This is a genomic window from Brackiella oedipodis DSM 13743 (genome assembly GCF_000621025.1).
Taxonomy (GTDB): domain Bacteria; phylum Pseudomonadota; class Gammaproteobacteria; order Burkholderiales; family Burkholderiaceae_B; genus Oligella; species Oligella oedipodis.
Map to the genome: position 1 here is coordinate 106,261 of NZ_JHZJ01000010.1, position 15,182 is coordinate 121,442.

General features: G+C 46.5%; 15 protein-coding genes. 3 read left to right on the forward strand and 12 right to left on the reverse strand.

Annotated elements, in window-relative coordinates:
• Positions 1 to 6: 6 nt before the first annotated feature.
• The 8 genes from atpD to Q335_RS0102015 form a co-directional block, all read right to left on the reverse strand.
• Positions 7 to 1,410 carry a F0F1 ATP synthase subunit beta gene (gene atpD / locus Q335_RS0101980; protein WP_028357202.1) on the reverse strand — a complete coding sequence of 468 codons (1,404 nt, stop codon included), beginning with the start codon at positions 1,408 to 1,410 and terminating at the stop codon, positions 7 to 9.
• A 41-nt stretch (positions 1,411 to 1,451) separates the two neighbouring features.
• Positions 1,452 to 2,375, reverse strand: a complete 924-nt coding sequence (gene atpG / locus Q335_RS0101985; RefSeq protein ID WP_028357203.1) for a F0F1 ATP synthase subunit gamma — start codon at positions 2,373 to 2,375, stop codon at positions 1,452 to 1,454.
• Between the two features lie 75 nt (positions 2,376 to 2,450).
• Positions 2,451 to 3,989 carry a F0F1 ATP synthase subunit alpha gene (gene atpA / locus Q335_RS0101990; RefSeq protein ID WP_028357204.1) on the reverse strand — a complete coding sequence of 513 codons (1,539 nt, stop codon included), beginning with the start codon at positions 3,987 to 3,989 and terminating at the stop codon, positions 2,451 to 2,453.
• A 34-nt stretch (positions 3,990 to 4,023) separates the two neighbouring features.
• A complete protein-coding gene (locus Q335_RS0101995) occupies positions 4,024 to 4,563 on the reverse strand; it encodes a F0F1 ATP synthase subunit delta (protein WP_028357205.1) in 540 nt (179 codons plus the stop codon).
• Between the two features lie 12 nt (positions 4,564 to 4,575).
• Positions 4,576 to 5,046, reverse strand: a complete 471-nt coding sequence (locus Q335_RS0102000) for a F0F1 ATP synthase subunit B (protein ID WP_028357206.1) — start codon at positions 5,044 to 5,046, stop codon at positions 4,576 to 4,578.
• A gap of 152 nt (positions 5,047 to 5,198) precedes the next feature.
• Positions 5,199 to 5,441, reverse strand: coding sequence for a F0F1 ATP synthase subunit C (gene atpE, locus Q335_RS0102005; RefSeq protein ID WP_028357207.1), 243 nt, complete (start codon positions 5,439 to 5,441; stop codon positions 5,199 to 5,201).
• A gap of 110 nt (positions 5,442 to 5,551) precedes the next feature.
• Positions 5,552 to 6,436 (reverse strand): F0F1 ATP synthase subunit A, encoded by an 885-nt coding sequence (gene atpB, locus Q335_RS0102010; RefSeq protein WP_028357208.1) that lies wholly within the window; start codon positions 6,434 to 6,436, stop codon positions 5,552 to 5,554.
• A gap of 59 nt (positions 6,437 to 6,495) precedes the next feature.
• Positions 6,496 to 6,906 carry an ATP synthase subunit I gene (locus tag Q335_RS0102015; RefSeq protein ID WP_028357209.1) on the reverse strand — a complete coding sequence of 137 codons (411 nt, stop codon included), beginning with the start codon at positions 6,904 to 6,906 and terminating at the stop codon, positions 6,496 to 6,498.
• A 304-nt stretch (positions 6,907 to 7,210) separates the two neighbouring features.
• Between Q335_RS0102015 and Q335_RS08925 the strand changes: the two genes are divergently transcribed.
• Positions 7,211 to 9,013: a M61 family metallopeptidase gene (locus Q335_RS08925; RefSeq protein ID WP_051532231.1), complete on the forward strand. Its 1,803-nt coding sequence runs from the start codon at positions 7,211 to 7,213 to the stop codon at positions 9,011 to 9,013.
• Between the two features lie 103 nt (positions 9,014 to 9,116).
• Here Q335_RS08925 and Q335_RS0102025 read toward each other — a convergent pair whose 3' ends face one another.
• The 4 genes from Q335_RS0102025 to gpmA are packed head-to-tail and all read right to left on the reverse strand — an operon-like array spanning position 9,117 to position 14,209.
• Positions 9,117 to 9,887: a HesA/MoeB/ThiF family protein gene (locus Q335_RS0102025; RefSeq protein ID WP_028357210.1), complete on the reverse strand. Its 771-nt coding sequence runs from the start codon at positions 9,885 to 9,887 to the stop codon at positions 9,117 to 9,119.
• A gap of 30 nt (positions 9,888 to 9,917) precedes the next feature.
• On the reverse strand, positions 9,918 to 11,849 hold the full coding sequence (locus Q335_RS09970; RefSeq protein WP_051532232.1) for a S41 family peptidase: 1,932 nt from the start codon (positions 11,847 to 11,849) through the stop codon (positions 9,918 to 9,920).
• Between the two features lie 23 nt (positions 11,850 to 11,872).
• The gene (locus Q335_RS0102035; protein WP_028357211.1) at positions 11,873 to 13,462 is read right to left on the reverse strand and encodes a peptidoglycan DD-metalloendopeptidase family protein; all 1,590 of its coding nucleotides are present in this window, start codon (positions 13,460 to 13,462) and stop codon (positions 11,873 to 11,875) included.
• A complete protein-coding gene (gene gpmA, locus Q335_RS0102040; RefSeq protein ID WP_028357212.1) occupies positions 13,463 to 14,209 on the reverse strand; it encodes a 2,3-diphosphoglycerate-dependent phosphoglycerate mutase in 747 nt (248 codons plus the stop codon). It abuts the gene before it with no gap.
• 173 nt (positions 14,210 to 14,382) lie between these two features.
• Here gpmA and Q335_RS08935 point away from each other — a divergent pair, with 173 nt between their 5' ends.
• Positions 14,383 to 14,817 (forward strand): rhodanese-like domain-containing protein, encoded by a 435-nt coding sequence (locus tag Q335_RS08935; protein ID WP_051532233.1) that lies wholly within the window; start codon positions 14,383 to 14,385, stop codon positions 14,815 to 14,817.
• A 36-nt stretch (positions 14,818 to 14,853) separates the two neighbouring features.
• Entirely contained in the window at positions 14,854 to 15,114 is a 261-nt protein-coding gene (gene grxC, locus Q335_RS0102050) for a glutaredoxin 3 (protein ID WP_028357213.1), read from the forward strand.
• Positions 15,115 to 15,182 lie beyond the last annotated feature (68 nt).

The window sequence follows — 15,182 nt, forward strand, 5'->3', positions numbered from 1 at the left end:
ACTTCCTTATTTTAAGGTTTTGGCTTTTTCGATAGCCTCATCAATAGAGCCAACCATGTAGAAAGCTTGCTCTGGCAATGAGTCACACTCACCTTCTACAATCATTTTGAAACCACGGATGGTGTCTGCCAAGCTAACGAATTTACCTGGAGCACCGGTAAAGACCTCTGCTACGTGGAATGGTTGTGACAAGAAGCGTTGGATCTTACGAGCACGAGCCACGATTTGTTTGTCTTCTTGGGACAACTCATCCATACCAAGAATGGCGATGATATCGCGCAATTCTTTGTAGCGTTGGAGGGTTTGTTGAACTTGACGAGCCACTTGATAGTGCTCCTCGCCGACCACTTGAGGATCCAATTGACGGCTAGTTGAATCAAGTGGATCAACCGCTGGATAAATACCTAAAGAGGCAATATCACGAGACAATACCACTGTAGAGTCTAAGTGTAAGAAAGTGGTAGCAGGTGATGGGTCAGTCAAGTCATCCGCTGGGACATAAACGGCTTGAATAGAGGTAATAGAACCAGTCTTAGTGGAAGTAATACGCTCTTGCAATTTACCCATTTCTTCTGCAAGGGTTGGTTGATAACCCACGGCAGATGGCATACGACCTAGCAAAGCAGAAACCTCAGTACCTGCTAAGGTATAACGGTAAATATTATCCACAAAGAACAAGACGTCACGACCTTCGTCACGGAAGCTTTCGGCCATTGAAAGACCAGTTAGTGCCACACGTAAACGGTTACCTGGTGGTTCATTCATTTGACCGAAGACCATCGCTACTTTGTCTAGAACGTTAGATTCTTCCATTTCGTAGTAGAAGTCATTACCTTCACGAGTACGTTCACCGACACCGGCAAACACGGATAGACCAGAGTGTTGCTTAGCGATGTTATTAATTAATTCCATCATATTGACGGTTTTACCTACACCCGCACCGCCGAATAGACCGACCTTACCACCTTTTGCGAATGGACAAATCAAGTCAATTACTTTAATGCCAGTTTCAAGCAATTCAACTGAAGGGGTGAGTTCGTCGAATTTAGGCGCTGGTTGGTGAATTGCACGGGTTTCTGAGTGCTCAATAGGGCCCGCTTCGTCAATTGGACGACCCAATACATCAACGATACGACCAAGGGTACCTGCACCAACTGGTACAGAGATAGGAGCGTTGGTGCGGTTCACTGTCATACCACGGCGTAAACCGTCAGTAGAACCCAAGGCAATTGCGCGTACAACGCCATCACCTAATTGTTGTTGAACTTCAAGAGTTAAGCCTTTTTCGGCAAAATCACTACCTTGATCGTCATCTAAGACAACGGCTTCGTAAATATGAGGCAAATTATCGCGTGGGAATTCAATATCTACCACGGCGCCGATGCACTGAACAATGGTTCCGTTACTCATGTTGTTTCCTTACTCTTAATATTTGGAGACGCACAGGATCCTTAGACCGCTGCTGCACCTCCGACAATTTCTGAAATTTCTTTGGTAATTGCTGCTTGACGAGTTTTGTTGTAGACCAACTGCAAATCGTCGATGACTTTTTTGGCGTTGTCAGAGGCTGATTTCATGGCCACCATACGAGCTGATTGTTCAGAAGCCATATTTTCGGCAACCGCTTGGTAAACCACTGCTTCGACGTAACGTTGCAACAACTCATTAAGGACGGTAGTCGCATCTGGCTCAAAAATATAGTCCCATGAATAGGTGTCAAGCGTAGCTTTTTCACTTTCTTGCGCTTGCTTAGCAACTCGACCTGGAACACTTTGGAAAACATCATTTAAACCCGTCGGTAAAGGTAATAAACGGGCAAAAACAGGTGTTTGTTGCATATTATTGATGAACAAATTGGTAGCAATATAAATCGCATCAATCTTGCCGGCTTTGAAGTCATCAAACTGAACTTTAAGGGCGCCGATAAGATTATCTAACTTAGGTTCATCGCCCATTTGCACTTGATGTGAAACCACATTCACACCAACGCGATTAAAAAAGCCCAAGCCCTTGTTACCAAAAGCCGTGCCTTGAACACTAATGCTTTGCTCTTTAAATTCTTTCAGTTTAGAGAGCACAAGCCTAAATAAGTTGGTATTAAGACCACCACAGAGACCTTTGTCGGTAGTGATTAAAACAACACCCACTGACTTAATAGCTTGGCGCTCTTCGATGTATGGATGGGTAAAGTCTGTATTAGCACTCATTAAGTGCTGAGCGATACTACGCACCTTGTCAGAATACGGACGACCAGCATACATTCTGAGTTGTGCTTTACGCATTTTAGATGACGCTACCATTTGCATGGCTTTCGTGATCTTACGCGTATTTTGCACACTTTTGATTTTGCTGCGGATTTCCTTAATTCCAGCCATAATGCTTTCCTATGGGATTCCTTATTAGGTTGCGTTCTAATATATGTCGAAACATATATTAGAACCATTAGTCAATTAAGAGAACTCTTTTTTAAAGGCTTCAACAGCAGCTTTGAGGGCAGCGTCGTCGTCTTTGGATAGCTCTTTGTTCGTTTGGATGCGATCAATTAAATCGCTATGTTTGTTTTTAAGGAATTCTAGTAAACCTTTCTCGAAAGGTAGAATTTGTGCCACAGGGATGTCATCAAGATAACCGTTATTGATGGCATACAAGCCTGCTGCCAATTCCCATACTTTTAGTGGGCTGTATTGCGGTTGTTTGAGTAATTCCACTACACGCTCACCACGTTCCAACTGGCGACGGGTCGCTTCGTCAAGGTCAGAAGCGAATTGTGAGAAGGCGGCCAATTCACGATATTGTGCCAAGTCAGTACGAATACCACCAGAAAGTTTCTTGATGACTTTGGTTTGTGCGGAGCCACCGACACGAGAAACGGAAATACCGGCGTTGATTGCTGGACGCACACCCGCGTTAAACAAGTCAGTTTCTAGGAAGATTTGACCGTCAGTAATCGAAATAACATTGGTTGGCACGAAGGCTGAAACGTCACCTGCCTGCGTTTCGATGATAGGCAATGCCGTTAATGAGCCCGTTTTGCCTTTGACTTCGCCATTGGTGAATTTTTCTACGTATTCTTCGTTCACGCGTGCAGCACGTTCGAGTAGACGAGAGTGTAAGTAGAAAATATCGCCTGGGTAGGCTTCACGTCCAGGTGGACGACGCAATAGCAAGGATACTTGACGATATGCCCAAGCTTGTTTGGTAAGATCGTCATACACAATAAGAGCATCTTGACCGCGATCACGGAAGTATTCGCCCATGGTACAACCGGCGTAAGGTGCTAAGTACTGCATAGCGGCAGAGTCTGCAGCAGTGGCGGCTACCACAATCGTATATTCAAGGGCACCGGCTTCTTCGAGACGGCGTACGACGTTATTTACGGTTGAGGCTTTTTGGCCTACCGCGACATAAATACAAAATACGTCTTGGCCTTTTTGGTTGATGATGGCGTCAATCGCTGCGGCAGTTTTACCGGTTTGGCGGTCACCAATAATCAACTCACGTTGACCACGGCCGATAGGCACCATGGAGTCAACAGATTTAAGACCCGTTTGTAAAGGTTGAGAGACTGATTTACGTGCAATCACGCCAGGCGCGACTTTTTCGATGACGTCGCTAGCGGCGGCGTTGATTGGACCTTTACCATCGATAGGTTGACCTAAGGTGTTAACAACCCGACCACAAAGTTCTGGACCCACAGGTACTTCGAGAATACGACCTGTTGTTTTGACGACATCGCCTTCAGAAATTAAGTCGGCTTCACCTAGAATTACAGCACCAACAGAGTCACGCTCTAAGTTAAGTGCTAAGCCAAAGACGTTATTAGGGAACTCTAACATTTCCCCTTGCATGACATCTGATAAACCGTGAATACGGGTAATACCGTCGGACACGGAAACCACCGTACCTTGTGTACGAACATCAGTAGATACGCCTAAGCCTTCTATACGACTTTTGAGCAAATCGCTGATCTCTGACGGATTGAGTTGCATATTCAGACTCCTGAAATCCTGTTATTTTAACTGCTTAGTCGGCAGCCAATTTGTGGCGCAAACGCGTAAGTTGCGCTTGCACTGAAGTATCTAACACTTGATCGCCTACTTCCACGCGTACACCACCAATAAGGCTTGGGTCTACGCTTACTTCGGGTTTGAGCGTCACATTGAATTTTTGTTGTAAATCGCTAAGCAATTCTTGTACTTGAGACTCAGACAGCTCGAAAGCAGAAATAATCTTAGCTGTAGCAGAACCTTCGGCGCGGTTCTTGAGCACTCGGAACTGCTCGGCAATAGAAGGTAGTGCAATCCAGCGCTCTTGCTCAACGATGACATTTATAAAGTTATCGAAATGCTCTGGGGCGCTATCAGACACTAACTCTTTGAGTAGAGAGACTCGTTGGTCATTGTCAAGTTTCGGGTTTGCCAATAATTCTTGAATTTTTGGCAAAGAGACAATTTGCGCCAACTCATTGAGAGCCTCTTGCCAAGCCGGCAAGTCTGCAGCTTGTTTAGCGGCAGCATAAGCAGCTTCTGCATAAGGACGAGCGATTGTGGAAAGTTCAGCCATATTTATTTCGCTTTAAAGCTGGGTTTTAAGTTGATTCAACAATTCTGCATGGGCATTGGCATCAACTTCTTTACGAAGAATTTGTTCAGCACCCTTAACGGCAAGATCTGCAACATCATTACGCAAGCTATTGCGTAAACGTTCGACTTCTAGAAGCGCATCTTGTTTGGCTTGTTCTAGAATACGAGCACGTTCCGCTTCGGCTTTTTCGCGTGCTTCAGCAACAATGCTATCCGCCGTTTTTTCGGCATCAGCAATGCGTTGCTGGTTTTCAGCTTTGGTGGCGTGTTCAATCTCGTTGATACGCTCCTTAGCTTTTTCGAGATCTTCTTTACCCTTGTCAGCGGCTGCTAGGCCTTCTGCGATTTTTTGGCGACGTTCATCGATCGCTTTGATCAACGGCGGCCAAATAAATTTCATTGTGAACCATGCCAACACGAAGAAGACAATCACCTGAAAGATGAGGGTAGCATTTAAATTCACGTTCGTTTCCCTTTAAGCTATGAAGTTACGGTTAGGCTTAAAAAGCTTAACCAGAGTTTTTGAGCGGTATATTGATGCAGAACTGACTCGCTCTGCATCACACTCCATCCAGTTCAAACACCATCAGCGATGGTAAAAACTGTCTCGCTCAATTAGCCTGCAAATGGGTTAGCGAACGCAAACATCATGGCAATACCGACGCCAATCAAGAAGGCCGCATCGATAAGACCTGCTAACAAGAACATTTTGGTTTGAAGGGTATTCATCAACTCAGGTTGACGAGCTGACGCTTCTAAGTATTTACCGCCCATGATACCAATACCGATACATGCACCGATAGCACCTAAACCAATAATGAACGCGCAAGCGAGAGCGACTAAACCTGCTGTGGTCATAACAACTCCTTGTGGTAATGAACCTAAAATAATTAAAGATGGATGAAACCGGTTAAGTGATTCACAGCACTACGTCCGGCTTCTCTACGTAGGCTGTGAGAAAAAACGATTTAGTGACCTTCGTGAGCCTGACCAATGTAGACAAGCGTGAGCATCATAAAAATGAAGGCCTGTAACAAGATAATCAAAATATGGAAGATCGCCCAGATGGAACCAGCCAAGACATGACCAATACCTAAGCCAATACTCAGGGCATTAAAACCGGTCCAAGCGCCGCCTAATAAAGCGATCAACATAAAGACCAATTCGCCCGCGAACATATTACCGAACAACCGCATACCCAACGATACCGTTTTGGCCGCATATTCAATTAAGTTGAGTAAAAAATTGGCTGGGGCAAGCAAGATAGCACCAAAGCCATGAGCATGAAATGGTGCGGTGAATAGTTCTTTGACAAAGCCGCCTGGATGCTTGATTTTGATACCGTAGTATAAAGACAAGAGCAAGACACCAATAGACATACCCATAGGCACATTCAGGTCTGCTGTTGGAAGAATACGATGATAATAGAGTGGGCCGTGTTGCTCATGATCGCCAGCTAAGCCAACCCAACCTAAGATTTGACCTGGCAAATCGACAGGCATCAAGTCGAGTACATTCATGAGTGTGATCCACAAAAACACGGTGAGTGCGAGTGGCGCTACGAATTTGCGAGAAGTCGCGTTGTGGATGATAGCTTTGGCCTGATCATTGACCATTTCGACAAGCATTTCGATGGCGGTCTGAAAGCGACCTGGAACACCGTTGGTGGCTTTGCGTGCGGCTAAAAACAACACTAACAATGCAATGATGCCCATAAGAATGGACCAGAATAATGAATCGTAATTGACGACTGAAAAGTCGGCAATTTTGCTTTGGGCTTCGCCGTAGCTATTAAAGTGCACCAAGTGGTGCGTTACATAATATGACTGAGGGGAGACTTCTGATGCAGCCATGAAATGCTTCTCCGAACTGATACGTTTGTAGAAATTAAACTCGTTAACTTAGGTGCTGTTTAGAGCTTTTTAGTGGCTAATAACAACACATAAGCTTTTAGTACAGCCAGCAACCCAAATAGCAACGCTGGCCACACTATGTGACTACCTAAAAGGCGATAGCTGATAAATAGCAAAGCCACGGCGGCAAATAATTTAAAGCCTTCACCATAGAAAAAAGTCATGGCACTGGCATTTTGTTGTGCAAAGAGCTTGATCAGCATATGCAATACAAAAAACGCCGATGGCAATAAATATGCTAGTCCCCCAGCCAATGCTGACACGGCTGCCCATAGTCCCCAAATTGCCGCAATGAGTACAACCACGACTAAGGCACAAGACTGCGCAATGACAGCATTTAATAAGCCTTTAAATGCTTTTTGGTTAAGACGCTTTCTTTCGGATGGGGTAAGCCTTACGGGTTCTGTCATAAAAAGCAGTTAATCCTATCTTACTCACCACACTGCGCCATATTAAAAGCCGTTAAAGTATAGCTTTTTAATTATAATTTGTAAATAAATACTAATAAGTTTTACAAAAATTAAAAAACCATGTTTGTCACATAGGTACTTTTGGGATTTTACCTAAAGTAAATTAATAATGTTTCAAATTCATGCATTTACGTTGATAAAGGCACTATCGTCCAAAAAGTGAACGCTGTGCGGCTTGCGAACCTATGCGAACTATTCGCTAGGCTGTTATGATGAATCCACTTACTATTTTTATTCTTGATTTATGTCTAAACAGTTAATTTCTTACCGTATTTCTTCGCGTGATCTGAGCGGCCATCGTTTTGAAATCAGTTTGCATTGCAAAAAAAGCCGTCATGACTCTTATGTAGAGGTATATCTGCCAACCTGGATCCCTGGGAGTTACTTGATTCGCGATTTTGCGCGCCACATTGAATCTATGCAGGCATTCGATGACGCAGGCGCGGCCCTCGCCATTGAGGCCATTAATACCAGCACGTGGCGTATCCACACTTCGCAAACTTCGGTTACGCTCAATTATGTGGTTTATGCCTGGGACTTATCGGTACGTGAATCCCACTTAGATCAACATCATGGTTTTTTTAACGGTAGCAGTGTCTTTTTGGCGGTGAAAGGACAAGAACACCTGCCTTGCTTACTTGATATTCAAGCACCCAAAGGCGCTAAACATTGGCACGTCTACACCAGTTTACCTTTAGCTAAAACGCATAAATCTTGTGCTAAGCGTCATGGCTTTGGATTTTATCAAGCGCCCAATTATGATGCCCTAATTGATCATCCTGTTGAAATGGGAACCCCACAAGTCGTCACTTTTAAAGCGGGTGGTATCACTCACGAGATGGTCTTTACGGGGTTGGCACCTAATTTGGATCTAGCTCGCATTGCTAAGGATTGCCAGCAAATCTGCCAGAGCCAAATCGAGCTTTTTGAGCCGCAAACCGCCACAGCGCCTTTTGCGGATAGTAGTGATCGGTATGTATTTATGACGCATATCACCGAAAATAGTTATGGGGGTCTGGAGCATCGTAGCAGTACCGCTCTGATGATCGCGCGCAGCGACTTACCGAGTATAGGGCAAGCGCAAAACCAAACGGGTTATCAGAACTTTTTGGGCTTAGTCAGTCATGAATATTTTCATAGTTGGAATGTGAAACGCATTAAGCCAGCTCGTTTCGTGCCCTATGACCTCACGCAAGCCACACCCACTGAATTACTTTGGGTCTTCGAAGGTTTTACCTCGTATTATGATGATTTAATGCTATGGCGTAGTGGCGTGATTGAGACCGAAGACTACTGCCGCTTACTGCAACGTTTTGTCAATATCGTCTTTAAGGGCACAGGCCAGCATAAGCAAACCGTGGCTCAGAGTTCTTTTGAAGCTTGGACCAAATACTACAAACAAAACGAAAACTCCATTAATGCGATCGTCAGTTATTACACCAAAGGTGCCCTAACCGCACTTTGCTTGGATTTATGGATTCGCATTCAAAGTCAGCAACGCAAGAGCCTAGATGATGTGATGCGTTATTTATGGCAGCATTTTGGTCGTGATTTTTATAGGGGTGACGCAAGCCAACAAGGTCTTAGCGAGCGTGGTTTTGAACAAATCGTCGCGGCGGCTTGTGGACTGCAGGCTGAAGCCGTCGCCGACTTCTTGCGGCGCTATGTGTATGGCACCGAAACGCTACCCCTTAAAGCCTTGCTCAAACAAAGTAAAAGCCATATTCGTCTACGCAAAAAAACACCTACAAAAGACAGCGTTTCACTGAATGCGCGTATCAAACAAGAAAATAATCAAACGGTGCTGGCGGCGGTATTCGAGCATGGAGCCGCGCATCAGGCCGGTTTATCGGCAAACGATATCCTCGTAGCCATCGACCATCTACGTGTCTCAGGCAATAATCTAGAGACCTTGTTACAACGCTATCAAGCAGGGCAACGTGCCGTCATCCACGTCTTTAGAGGCGATGAATTATGCGCGTTTGAAATCAAGTTCGCGGCGCCTGACACCGAGTATGAGCTGTATTGGAAGGCTAAAAAGCGCTAGTGGCTACTCGGCGTGTGCCTGAATACGCCATCTTAGGACCACCGAGCTAGCATCCACCTTGAGGGCACAAAGATAAGGGCTAAGGACCGCTAAAATAACGGTCTTAATGGTCTTTGATGTGCCCTTGATGATGACTGCATACAGGGCATGTAGGCTGCGCTTGCAGAGTCAGGCTATGCCAGCGCATAGGTAGAATATCGAGCATCAACAGGCGTCCCTGCAGACTCTGGCCTAAATTTAGCAGTAACTTAAGCGCTTCTGCTGCCTGCATGCTCCCAATAATGCCCAGTAAGGGGGCAAAGACGCCTAAGGTAGCGCAATTATCTGGGGCTATAGGTTCCTGCGGGTCATATAAACAGGCGTAACACGGCCCCTGTCCTTTGCGAAAATCGAAAACGGTAATTTGGGCATTGTATTTGATGGCGGCGGCAGACACTAATGGGACTTTAGCCGCAAAACACAGGCGGTTGAGTTGCTGGCGAACACTAAAATTATCGCTACAATCGAGCACCACATCTGTTTGCGCAATCAGTGCTGCCAATTGCTGATCATCAGCTTTGTAAGCATGTTGCCTCACTTGCACGTCGGGATTGAGTTGCTGCACAAACTGCGCAGCAGAGGCCACTTTGGTTTCGCCCACCCGGGCCGTCGTATGCGCAATTTGACGTTGTAAATTACTGAGCTCGACCGTATCGTAATCCAACAAATCCAAATGCCCGACACCCGCCGCGGCTAGGTAGGCCAGCGCGGGCGAGCCCAGGCCGCCAAGCCCTAAAATCAAGACTCTGCTTTGTGATAAAGTTTCTTGCCCTTCAAAACCAAAATCATCAAGCATGATGTGGCGGGCATAGCGCAACATTTGTTGATCATTCATGATACTGCTCTGTGCTTACCATTCTAACGGCTACTTGCTTTGCTCATTTTTTTGCTCTGGTGCGCTTGGCGTGTCGACCATGGCATCGTGATTGGTTTTGTTTTGTGCATCCGTCTGAGCATCGGCCTTCGCGGCGTCATTGTCATCCTGGCTCTCTGACTTCTGAACCGGCGCTGTTTGAGACTCTTGCGAGGTGGCCGGTTGCGCCGCTGATTGCGCAGGTTTCTGAGTCAGTGGCGCCTTGGATTCCTTAGCATTCTTGGCGGCGTCATCCGCACTCTCTTGTTGATACTTGAAATGCTGCGGCTTACCTGGATTGACTTTTTTATGGCGCAGATAGTTGACCGCCTGGTGTAGCTGAAAGTCTTGTTCGGAACCAAAATCAAATAAATCCGCGGGATCTAAGGGCCCCACCTTGCTAGGATGATTGACTTGGCTGTGGTCTTTGTCGAGGTTGAGTGTGTCATTACTGAGGTGATCGTGCAGATCAGCTTCTCGCGGCAAAGAAAAAAGATCGCCTTCAGCCGTATCCGAAACGGTGATATCTGGCTTAATTCCAGTCGCCTGAATGGAGCGATCTTTAGGGGTGTAATAGCGCGCTACTGTTAATTTAATACCGGTGTCTTGGTCCAATGGCATGACCACTTGCACCGAACCTTTACCAAAACTGCGATTACCCATAATGCGGCCACGTTGATAATCTTGCAGGGCACCTGCGACAATTTCGGAAGCGGAGGCAGAGCCAACATTAATCAACACCACCAGCGGTACTTTGCGGGTCCATTTTGGTAGGCCCTGTAGACTGTCTTTGCCATCTAAACTATAGTCACCAGGCACGACGCGATAATGAATGCCGGTTTGACTACGGTTTTTGGTGTAGACCACTAGGCTTTGTTCTTTGATAAAGGCACCCACCACACCGACGGCAGCATTCAATAAACCACCTGGATTATTGCGCAAATCCAACACCAATGCTTTGGGTGTACTTTTGAAATCCTTAAGCTGCTGTACGAGATCTTTGACGGTTTGTTCTTGGAATTGCGAAATTCTGACATAGGCGATTTGGGACGGCAGCATTTTGCTACGCACACTGCGGATTTTGACAAGATCGCGCTTGATGGTAAAAGGCAACGGGTCTTCATGGCCTTGGCGCTTAATGAGTAAACGAATACTCGTGCCTGGCTCGCCTCGTAACTGTTTGGTGACTTCCGTCATGGATTGCCCCGTCACCACGGTGTCATTGACCTGTACAATTTGGTCACCAGGCAGAATCCCGGCTTTATCTGCTGGACTGCCTTCTATCGGCGCTATGATCTGCAAAATATGGTTGTCGCGTTCACTAATTTCTATTCCTAAGCCACCAAATTCACCCTCTGTGGACTCTTGTAGGTCCTCGTAGTCCTCTTTATCGAGGTAACTTGAATGCGGGTCCAAATCACTTAACATGCCACGGATAGCTGAATCGACTAGGTCATTGTCATTAACGGGCTCGACATAGCGATTTTTGACGGCGGCAAAGACCAAAGCAAAGCGGCGTAAATCTTCGTAGGGTAAAGACTCATCGCTATTTTCGCCATCAGGCTGAGCTAGCACTTGTTTGAGCATTTCCTCATCAGCACTATTGGCGGCAGGATCCACTGTGGTCTCACCAAACACGCCCTCTTCGTCATCCGGCGCAGCGTTGCCATCATCGGCGGCAGGGACTTCTGTCGGTTCGGCTCCGTCCACTACTTCATCATTGCCCGCGGTTTGCGGCGTTTGATTAGCACTTGCAGATGACTGGGCTGACTCTGCATCGGCTGTATGCTGTTGTGCAACAGTCGCTGCAGCGATACTCATTGGGGCTTTGCTATCTGCGTCAGAGGCGGTATTTTGGCCCAAAGCACCGGTTGAGATAAGACTTGTGCCCAGTACAATCGCACTCAGGCGCAACGCTAAGGCTTTTTTGGGGAAGTTGCACATAAAACCTCACATTCCTACTGATGTTATTTGCTTAAGAGCGTTAAAGGATCGACGGCTTGTGAGCCTTTACGGATTTCAAAATACAAAGCCGGTTCTACCTGACCACCACTTGAACCCACGCGGGCAATGGTCTGGCCGACGCTGACATTATCACCCACTGATTTAGACAAGCTTTGGTTATAACCATAAACACTGAGATAACCGTTGCCATGATCGATAATAATCAGATTACCAAAGCCACGCATCCAGTTGGCGTAAACCACCTTGCCACCCGCCACCGCCTTGACCGGTGCGCCGCTGTTGGCAGCAATCAAAATGCCACGCCAGACACCCCCCGTTTCTGCACGAGGCGCGCCAAAGCGGCTCTGTAGTTCACCCCGTAAAGGCCAAGGAGCCCCTTTGTTGAGCCCTGAGCTACTTGCCGATTGTTGCGCTAGGGCTTGATCGGCCACCGCTTGACGCTCAAGTTCAGCCGCGCGAATCGCTTTTTGACGGGCAATACGAGCTTTGGCTTTTTCGATTTCGGCATTCTCCGATTGTTTAAGCGCACTTTTGAGCTGCGCTTGCGTTGCGCTTTGTTGTGCCAGCGCTTCTTGAATACGTTTTTTGGCAAGCTCTTCTTCGGCACTATTCATGGCCAAGCCCAATTGATTGCGAGCTTGTTGCAATGCTTGCTGTTGTTGTTTTTGTTGCGCCAAGGCTCGCTCCCGAGCGGCTTGTGCTTTTTTCTGAAGCTCTTCGGCCTTGTGCCGTTGTGCTTGTGCGAGCTGCTCCTGGCGCTGACGCTCACGTGCTTGTGCTGCTTGCTGCGCCTGCAATTGTTGTTGTCGCGCTTGCAAGGCTTTTTGACGCGCGATTTCCTGTTGTCGAGCGGCTTCTTGCGTTTTTATGTTTTGGGTAATGGCGTTTAATAACTGATCGAGTCGTTTCTGGTCTTGACCCAACACTTGTGCCTCAGAGCGCCGCTGTTTGAGTTTCTTTTCGGCCACTCGCAAGTCGTTCTGGTATTGATCTTGGACTTTTTGGAGTGACGCTTTTTGGGCGCTGGTTTCTTTCGCTAGCTTAGAGAGTTTTTGTTGCTCTTGTGCGATCGACGTTTCGGTGACTTTAATCTTGCGGATTTGCTCTTTGTAATCCTTGACAGCTTGCACCCGAGCTTTGGAGACATAGCCCAAATAACCTAAATCCCGGCCAATTTTTTGGGCATCGTGCCCTGACAACAGCGCCGACCAAGGAGACAAATCACTGGTGTATTGGATATACAATTGATCCGCTAAGTCTTGACGACTTTCTTCGAGGGCCTGTTGTTGTAGTTTAGCTTTGTGTTGCAAAGCGGTGATTTGGGCTTGGGCTTGTTGTTGCTGAGTCGAGAGCTGATCAATTTTGGCATTAATCTTGGAGATGGATTGCTCAGAGTCTTTGAGACGGTCAAGAATATCTTTCTTGTCCGCCTCTTGGGCTTCAATTTGACTCTCTACCTTGGCAATTTGTTTTTGCAAGGTTTTCTTGCGTTGCTCGGCTTGTTGCTGCTTATTGAGATCAGCGACAGACTGAGCCCAGCTTAGGGATGTTGGTAATAGCAACAATGCCCAAATCACATACCGAAATTTCACTTATTTTGCCTTACCTTGAGCGGCCACTTGTGCCATGGCTTTTTTGATGGCTTCGGCATCGCCCAAATAGTAGTGTTTGAGCGGCTTAAGATTCTCATCGAGCTCATACACCAATGGCTGGCCGGTGGGTATGTTGAGACCGACGATATCCTCTTCGGAAATATCATCCAAATACTTAATTAGGGCACGTAAGCTATTGCCGTGAGCGGTAATCAAGACTTTTTTGCCACTTTTGATGGCTGGGGCAATTTGCTCTTGCCAAAATGGCACGACACGCGCGATGGTGTCTTTGAGGCACTCCGTGCTCGGCAATTCCTCGACGGGGACATTGGCGTAGCGGGGATCAAAGCGCGGATGACGCTTATCATCAAAATCTAATGGGTCGGGCGCAATAGCAAAAGCGCGACGCCAGATCAAGACTTTTTCTTCGCCAAATTTAGCCGCTGTTTCGGCCTTATTGAGACCCTGAAGATTACCATAGTGACGCTCATTAAGACGCCAATGCGGCACGTAGGGAATGTACATTTGTTGCATCGCATCCAGCGCCGTCCAAAGTGTACGAATCGCACGCGTTAAGACTGAGGTAAAGGCAAGGTCGAATTGGTAGCCTTCTTGTTTGAGGAGCTCACCGGCTTGGCGTGCTTGCTGTAAACCAGTTTCGGTCAGATCGACATCGGTCCATCCTGTAAAACGGTTTTCGAGATTCCATTGGCTCTCGCCATGGCGCATAAGGACTAATTTATACATGCTGACTTCCGATTAAGTAAATTGGCTGGCTTAGAGATTGCCTGCTAGAGGCATTAATTTTTACTATTTTAGCTAACAATACCTAATAAATCATATAGCCTAATTTATAATCTGTAAATTAAGCTCGCCATAAGGCGATCTGTGTTAGCCCTTATTACTCAAAAGGAATCACTGTGGATTTTTTAACATTTGACTTCACCTATATCTATATCATAGGTGCAGTGATATCGGGCGGTTTGTTATTAGCACAATATCGTCCCAAACCTGATGGTGTCAGCCCTGCCGAAGCGGTGCGCCTATCCAATCGTCAACAAGCGATTTTTGTGGACATTCGTTCTGCTGAGGACTATAGCGCCGGTGCGATTCCACAATCGCGTCACATTGAGCTACAGGATATCAACGCCAACAACAAAAATCTCCCCAAGAAAAAACCGTTAATCATTGTCTCTAACCAAGAACGTCAAGCCCAAAAAGCTGTCAAAGCCTTTAAAGAACTTGGTTATGAGCCTGTCAATTGGCTAATTGGTGGTATATTTGCTTGGAACAAAGAAGAGCTTCCACTCAAAAAATCCGCCACGCCTGTGACCAAAAATGCCAAAAGTAAGTAAACATATCTATCGAGGCGAATCAAATAAGGAATTGTTATGAGCCAAATCACGATGTATTACAAACCTACCTGCCCTTTTTGCGTCCGTGCCGAAAAGCTGCTCAGAGACAAAGGTGTACAAGACCTTAACAAAATCAATATCGAGCTCCATCGCGATCAACGTTCCGCGATGATAGAGCGTGCTGGGGGTCGTTCGACCGTGCCGCAAATTTTTATTAATGATCAGCACATTGGTGGCTGCGATGACCTCTTTGAACTCGATGCAGAGGGCAAATTAGACGAGCTACTCAAGGCTTAAGACTCAGCGAGGTCTGTTACCGGCCACTCCATCAATATGTCAACTAATCATTAACCTTGGCTAGGCCA

What these genes read in the sequence shown, in the direction of transcription:
- atpD (WP_028357202.1), bottom strand. Translation starts at nt 1,410, where the DNA reads ATGAGTAACGGAACCATTGTTCAGTGCATCGGCGCCGTGGTAGATATT.
- atpG (WP_028357203.1), bottom strand. Translation starts at nt 2,375, where the DNA reads ATGGCTGGAATTAAGGAAATCCGCAGCAAAATCAAAAGTGTGCAAAAT.
- atpA (WP_028357204.1), bottom strand. Translation starts at nt 3,989, where the DNA reads ATGCAACTCAATCCGTCAGAGATCAGCGATTTGCTCAAAAGTCGTATA.
- Q335_RS0101995 (WP_028357205.1), bottom strand. Translation starts at nt 4,563, where the DNA reads ATGGCTGAACTTTCCACAATCGCTCGTCCTTATGCAGAAGCTGCTTAT.
- atpE (WP_028357207.1), bottom strand. Translation starts at nt 5,441, where the DNA reads ATGACCACAGCAGGTTTAGTCGCTCTCGCTTGCGCGTTCATTATTGGT.
- atpB (WP_028357208.1), bottom strand. Translation starts at nt 6,436, where the DNA reads ATGGCTGCATCAGAAGTCTCCCCTCAGTCATATTATGTAACGCACCAC.
- Q335_RS0102015 (WP_028357209.1), bottom strand. Translation starts at nt 6,906, where the DNA reads ATGACAGAACCCGTAAGGCTTACCCCATCCGAAAGAAAGCGTCTTAAC.
- Q335_RS08925 (WP_051532231.1), top strand. Translation starts at nt 7,211, where the DNA reads ATGTCTAAACAGTTAATTTCTTACCGTATTTCTTCGCGTGATCTGAGC.
- Q335_RS0102025 (WP_028357210.1), bottom strand. Translation starts at nt 9,887, where the DNA reads ATGAATGATCAACAAATGTTGCGCTATGCCCGCCACATCATGCTTGAT.
- Q335_RS09970 (WP_051532232.1), bottom strand. Translation starts at nt 11,849, where the DNA reads ATGTGCAACTTCCCCAAAAAAGCCTTAGCGTTGCGCCTGAGTGCGATT.
- gpmA (WP_028357212.1), bottom strand. Translation starts at nt 14,209, where the DNA reads ATGTATAAATTAGTCCTTATGCGCCATGGCGAGAGCCAATGGAATCTC.
- grxC (WP_028357213.1), top strand. Translation starts at nt 14,854, where the DNA reads ATGAGCCAAATCACGATGTATTACAAACCTACCTGCCCTTTTTGCGTC.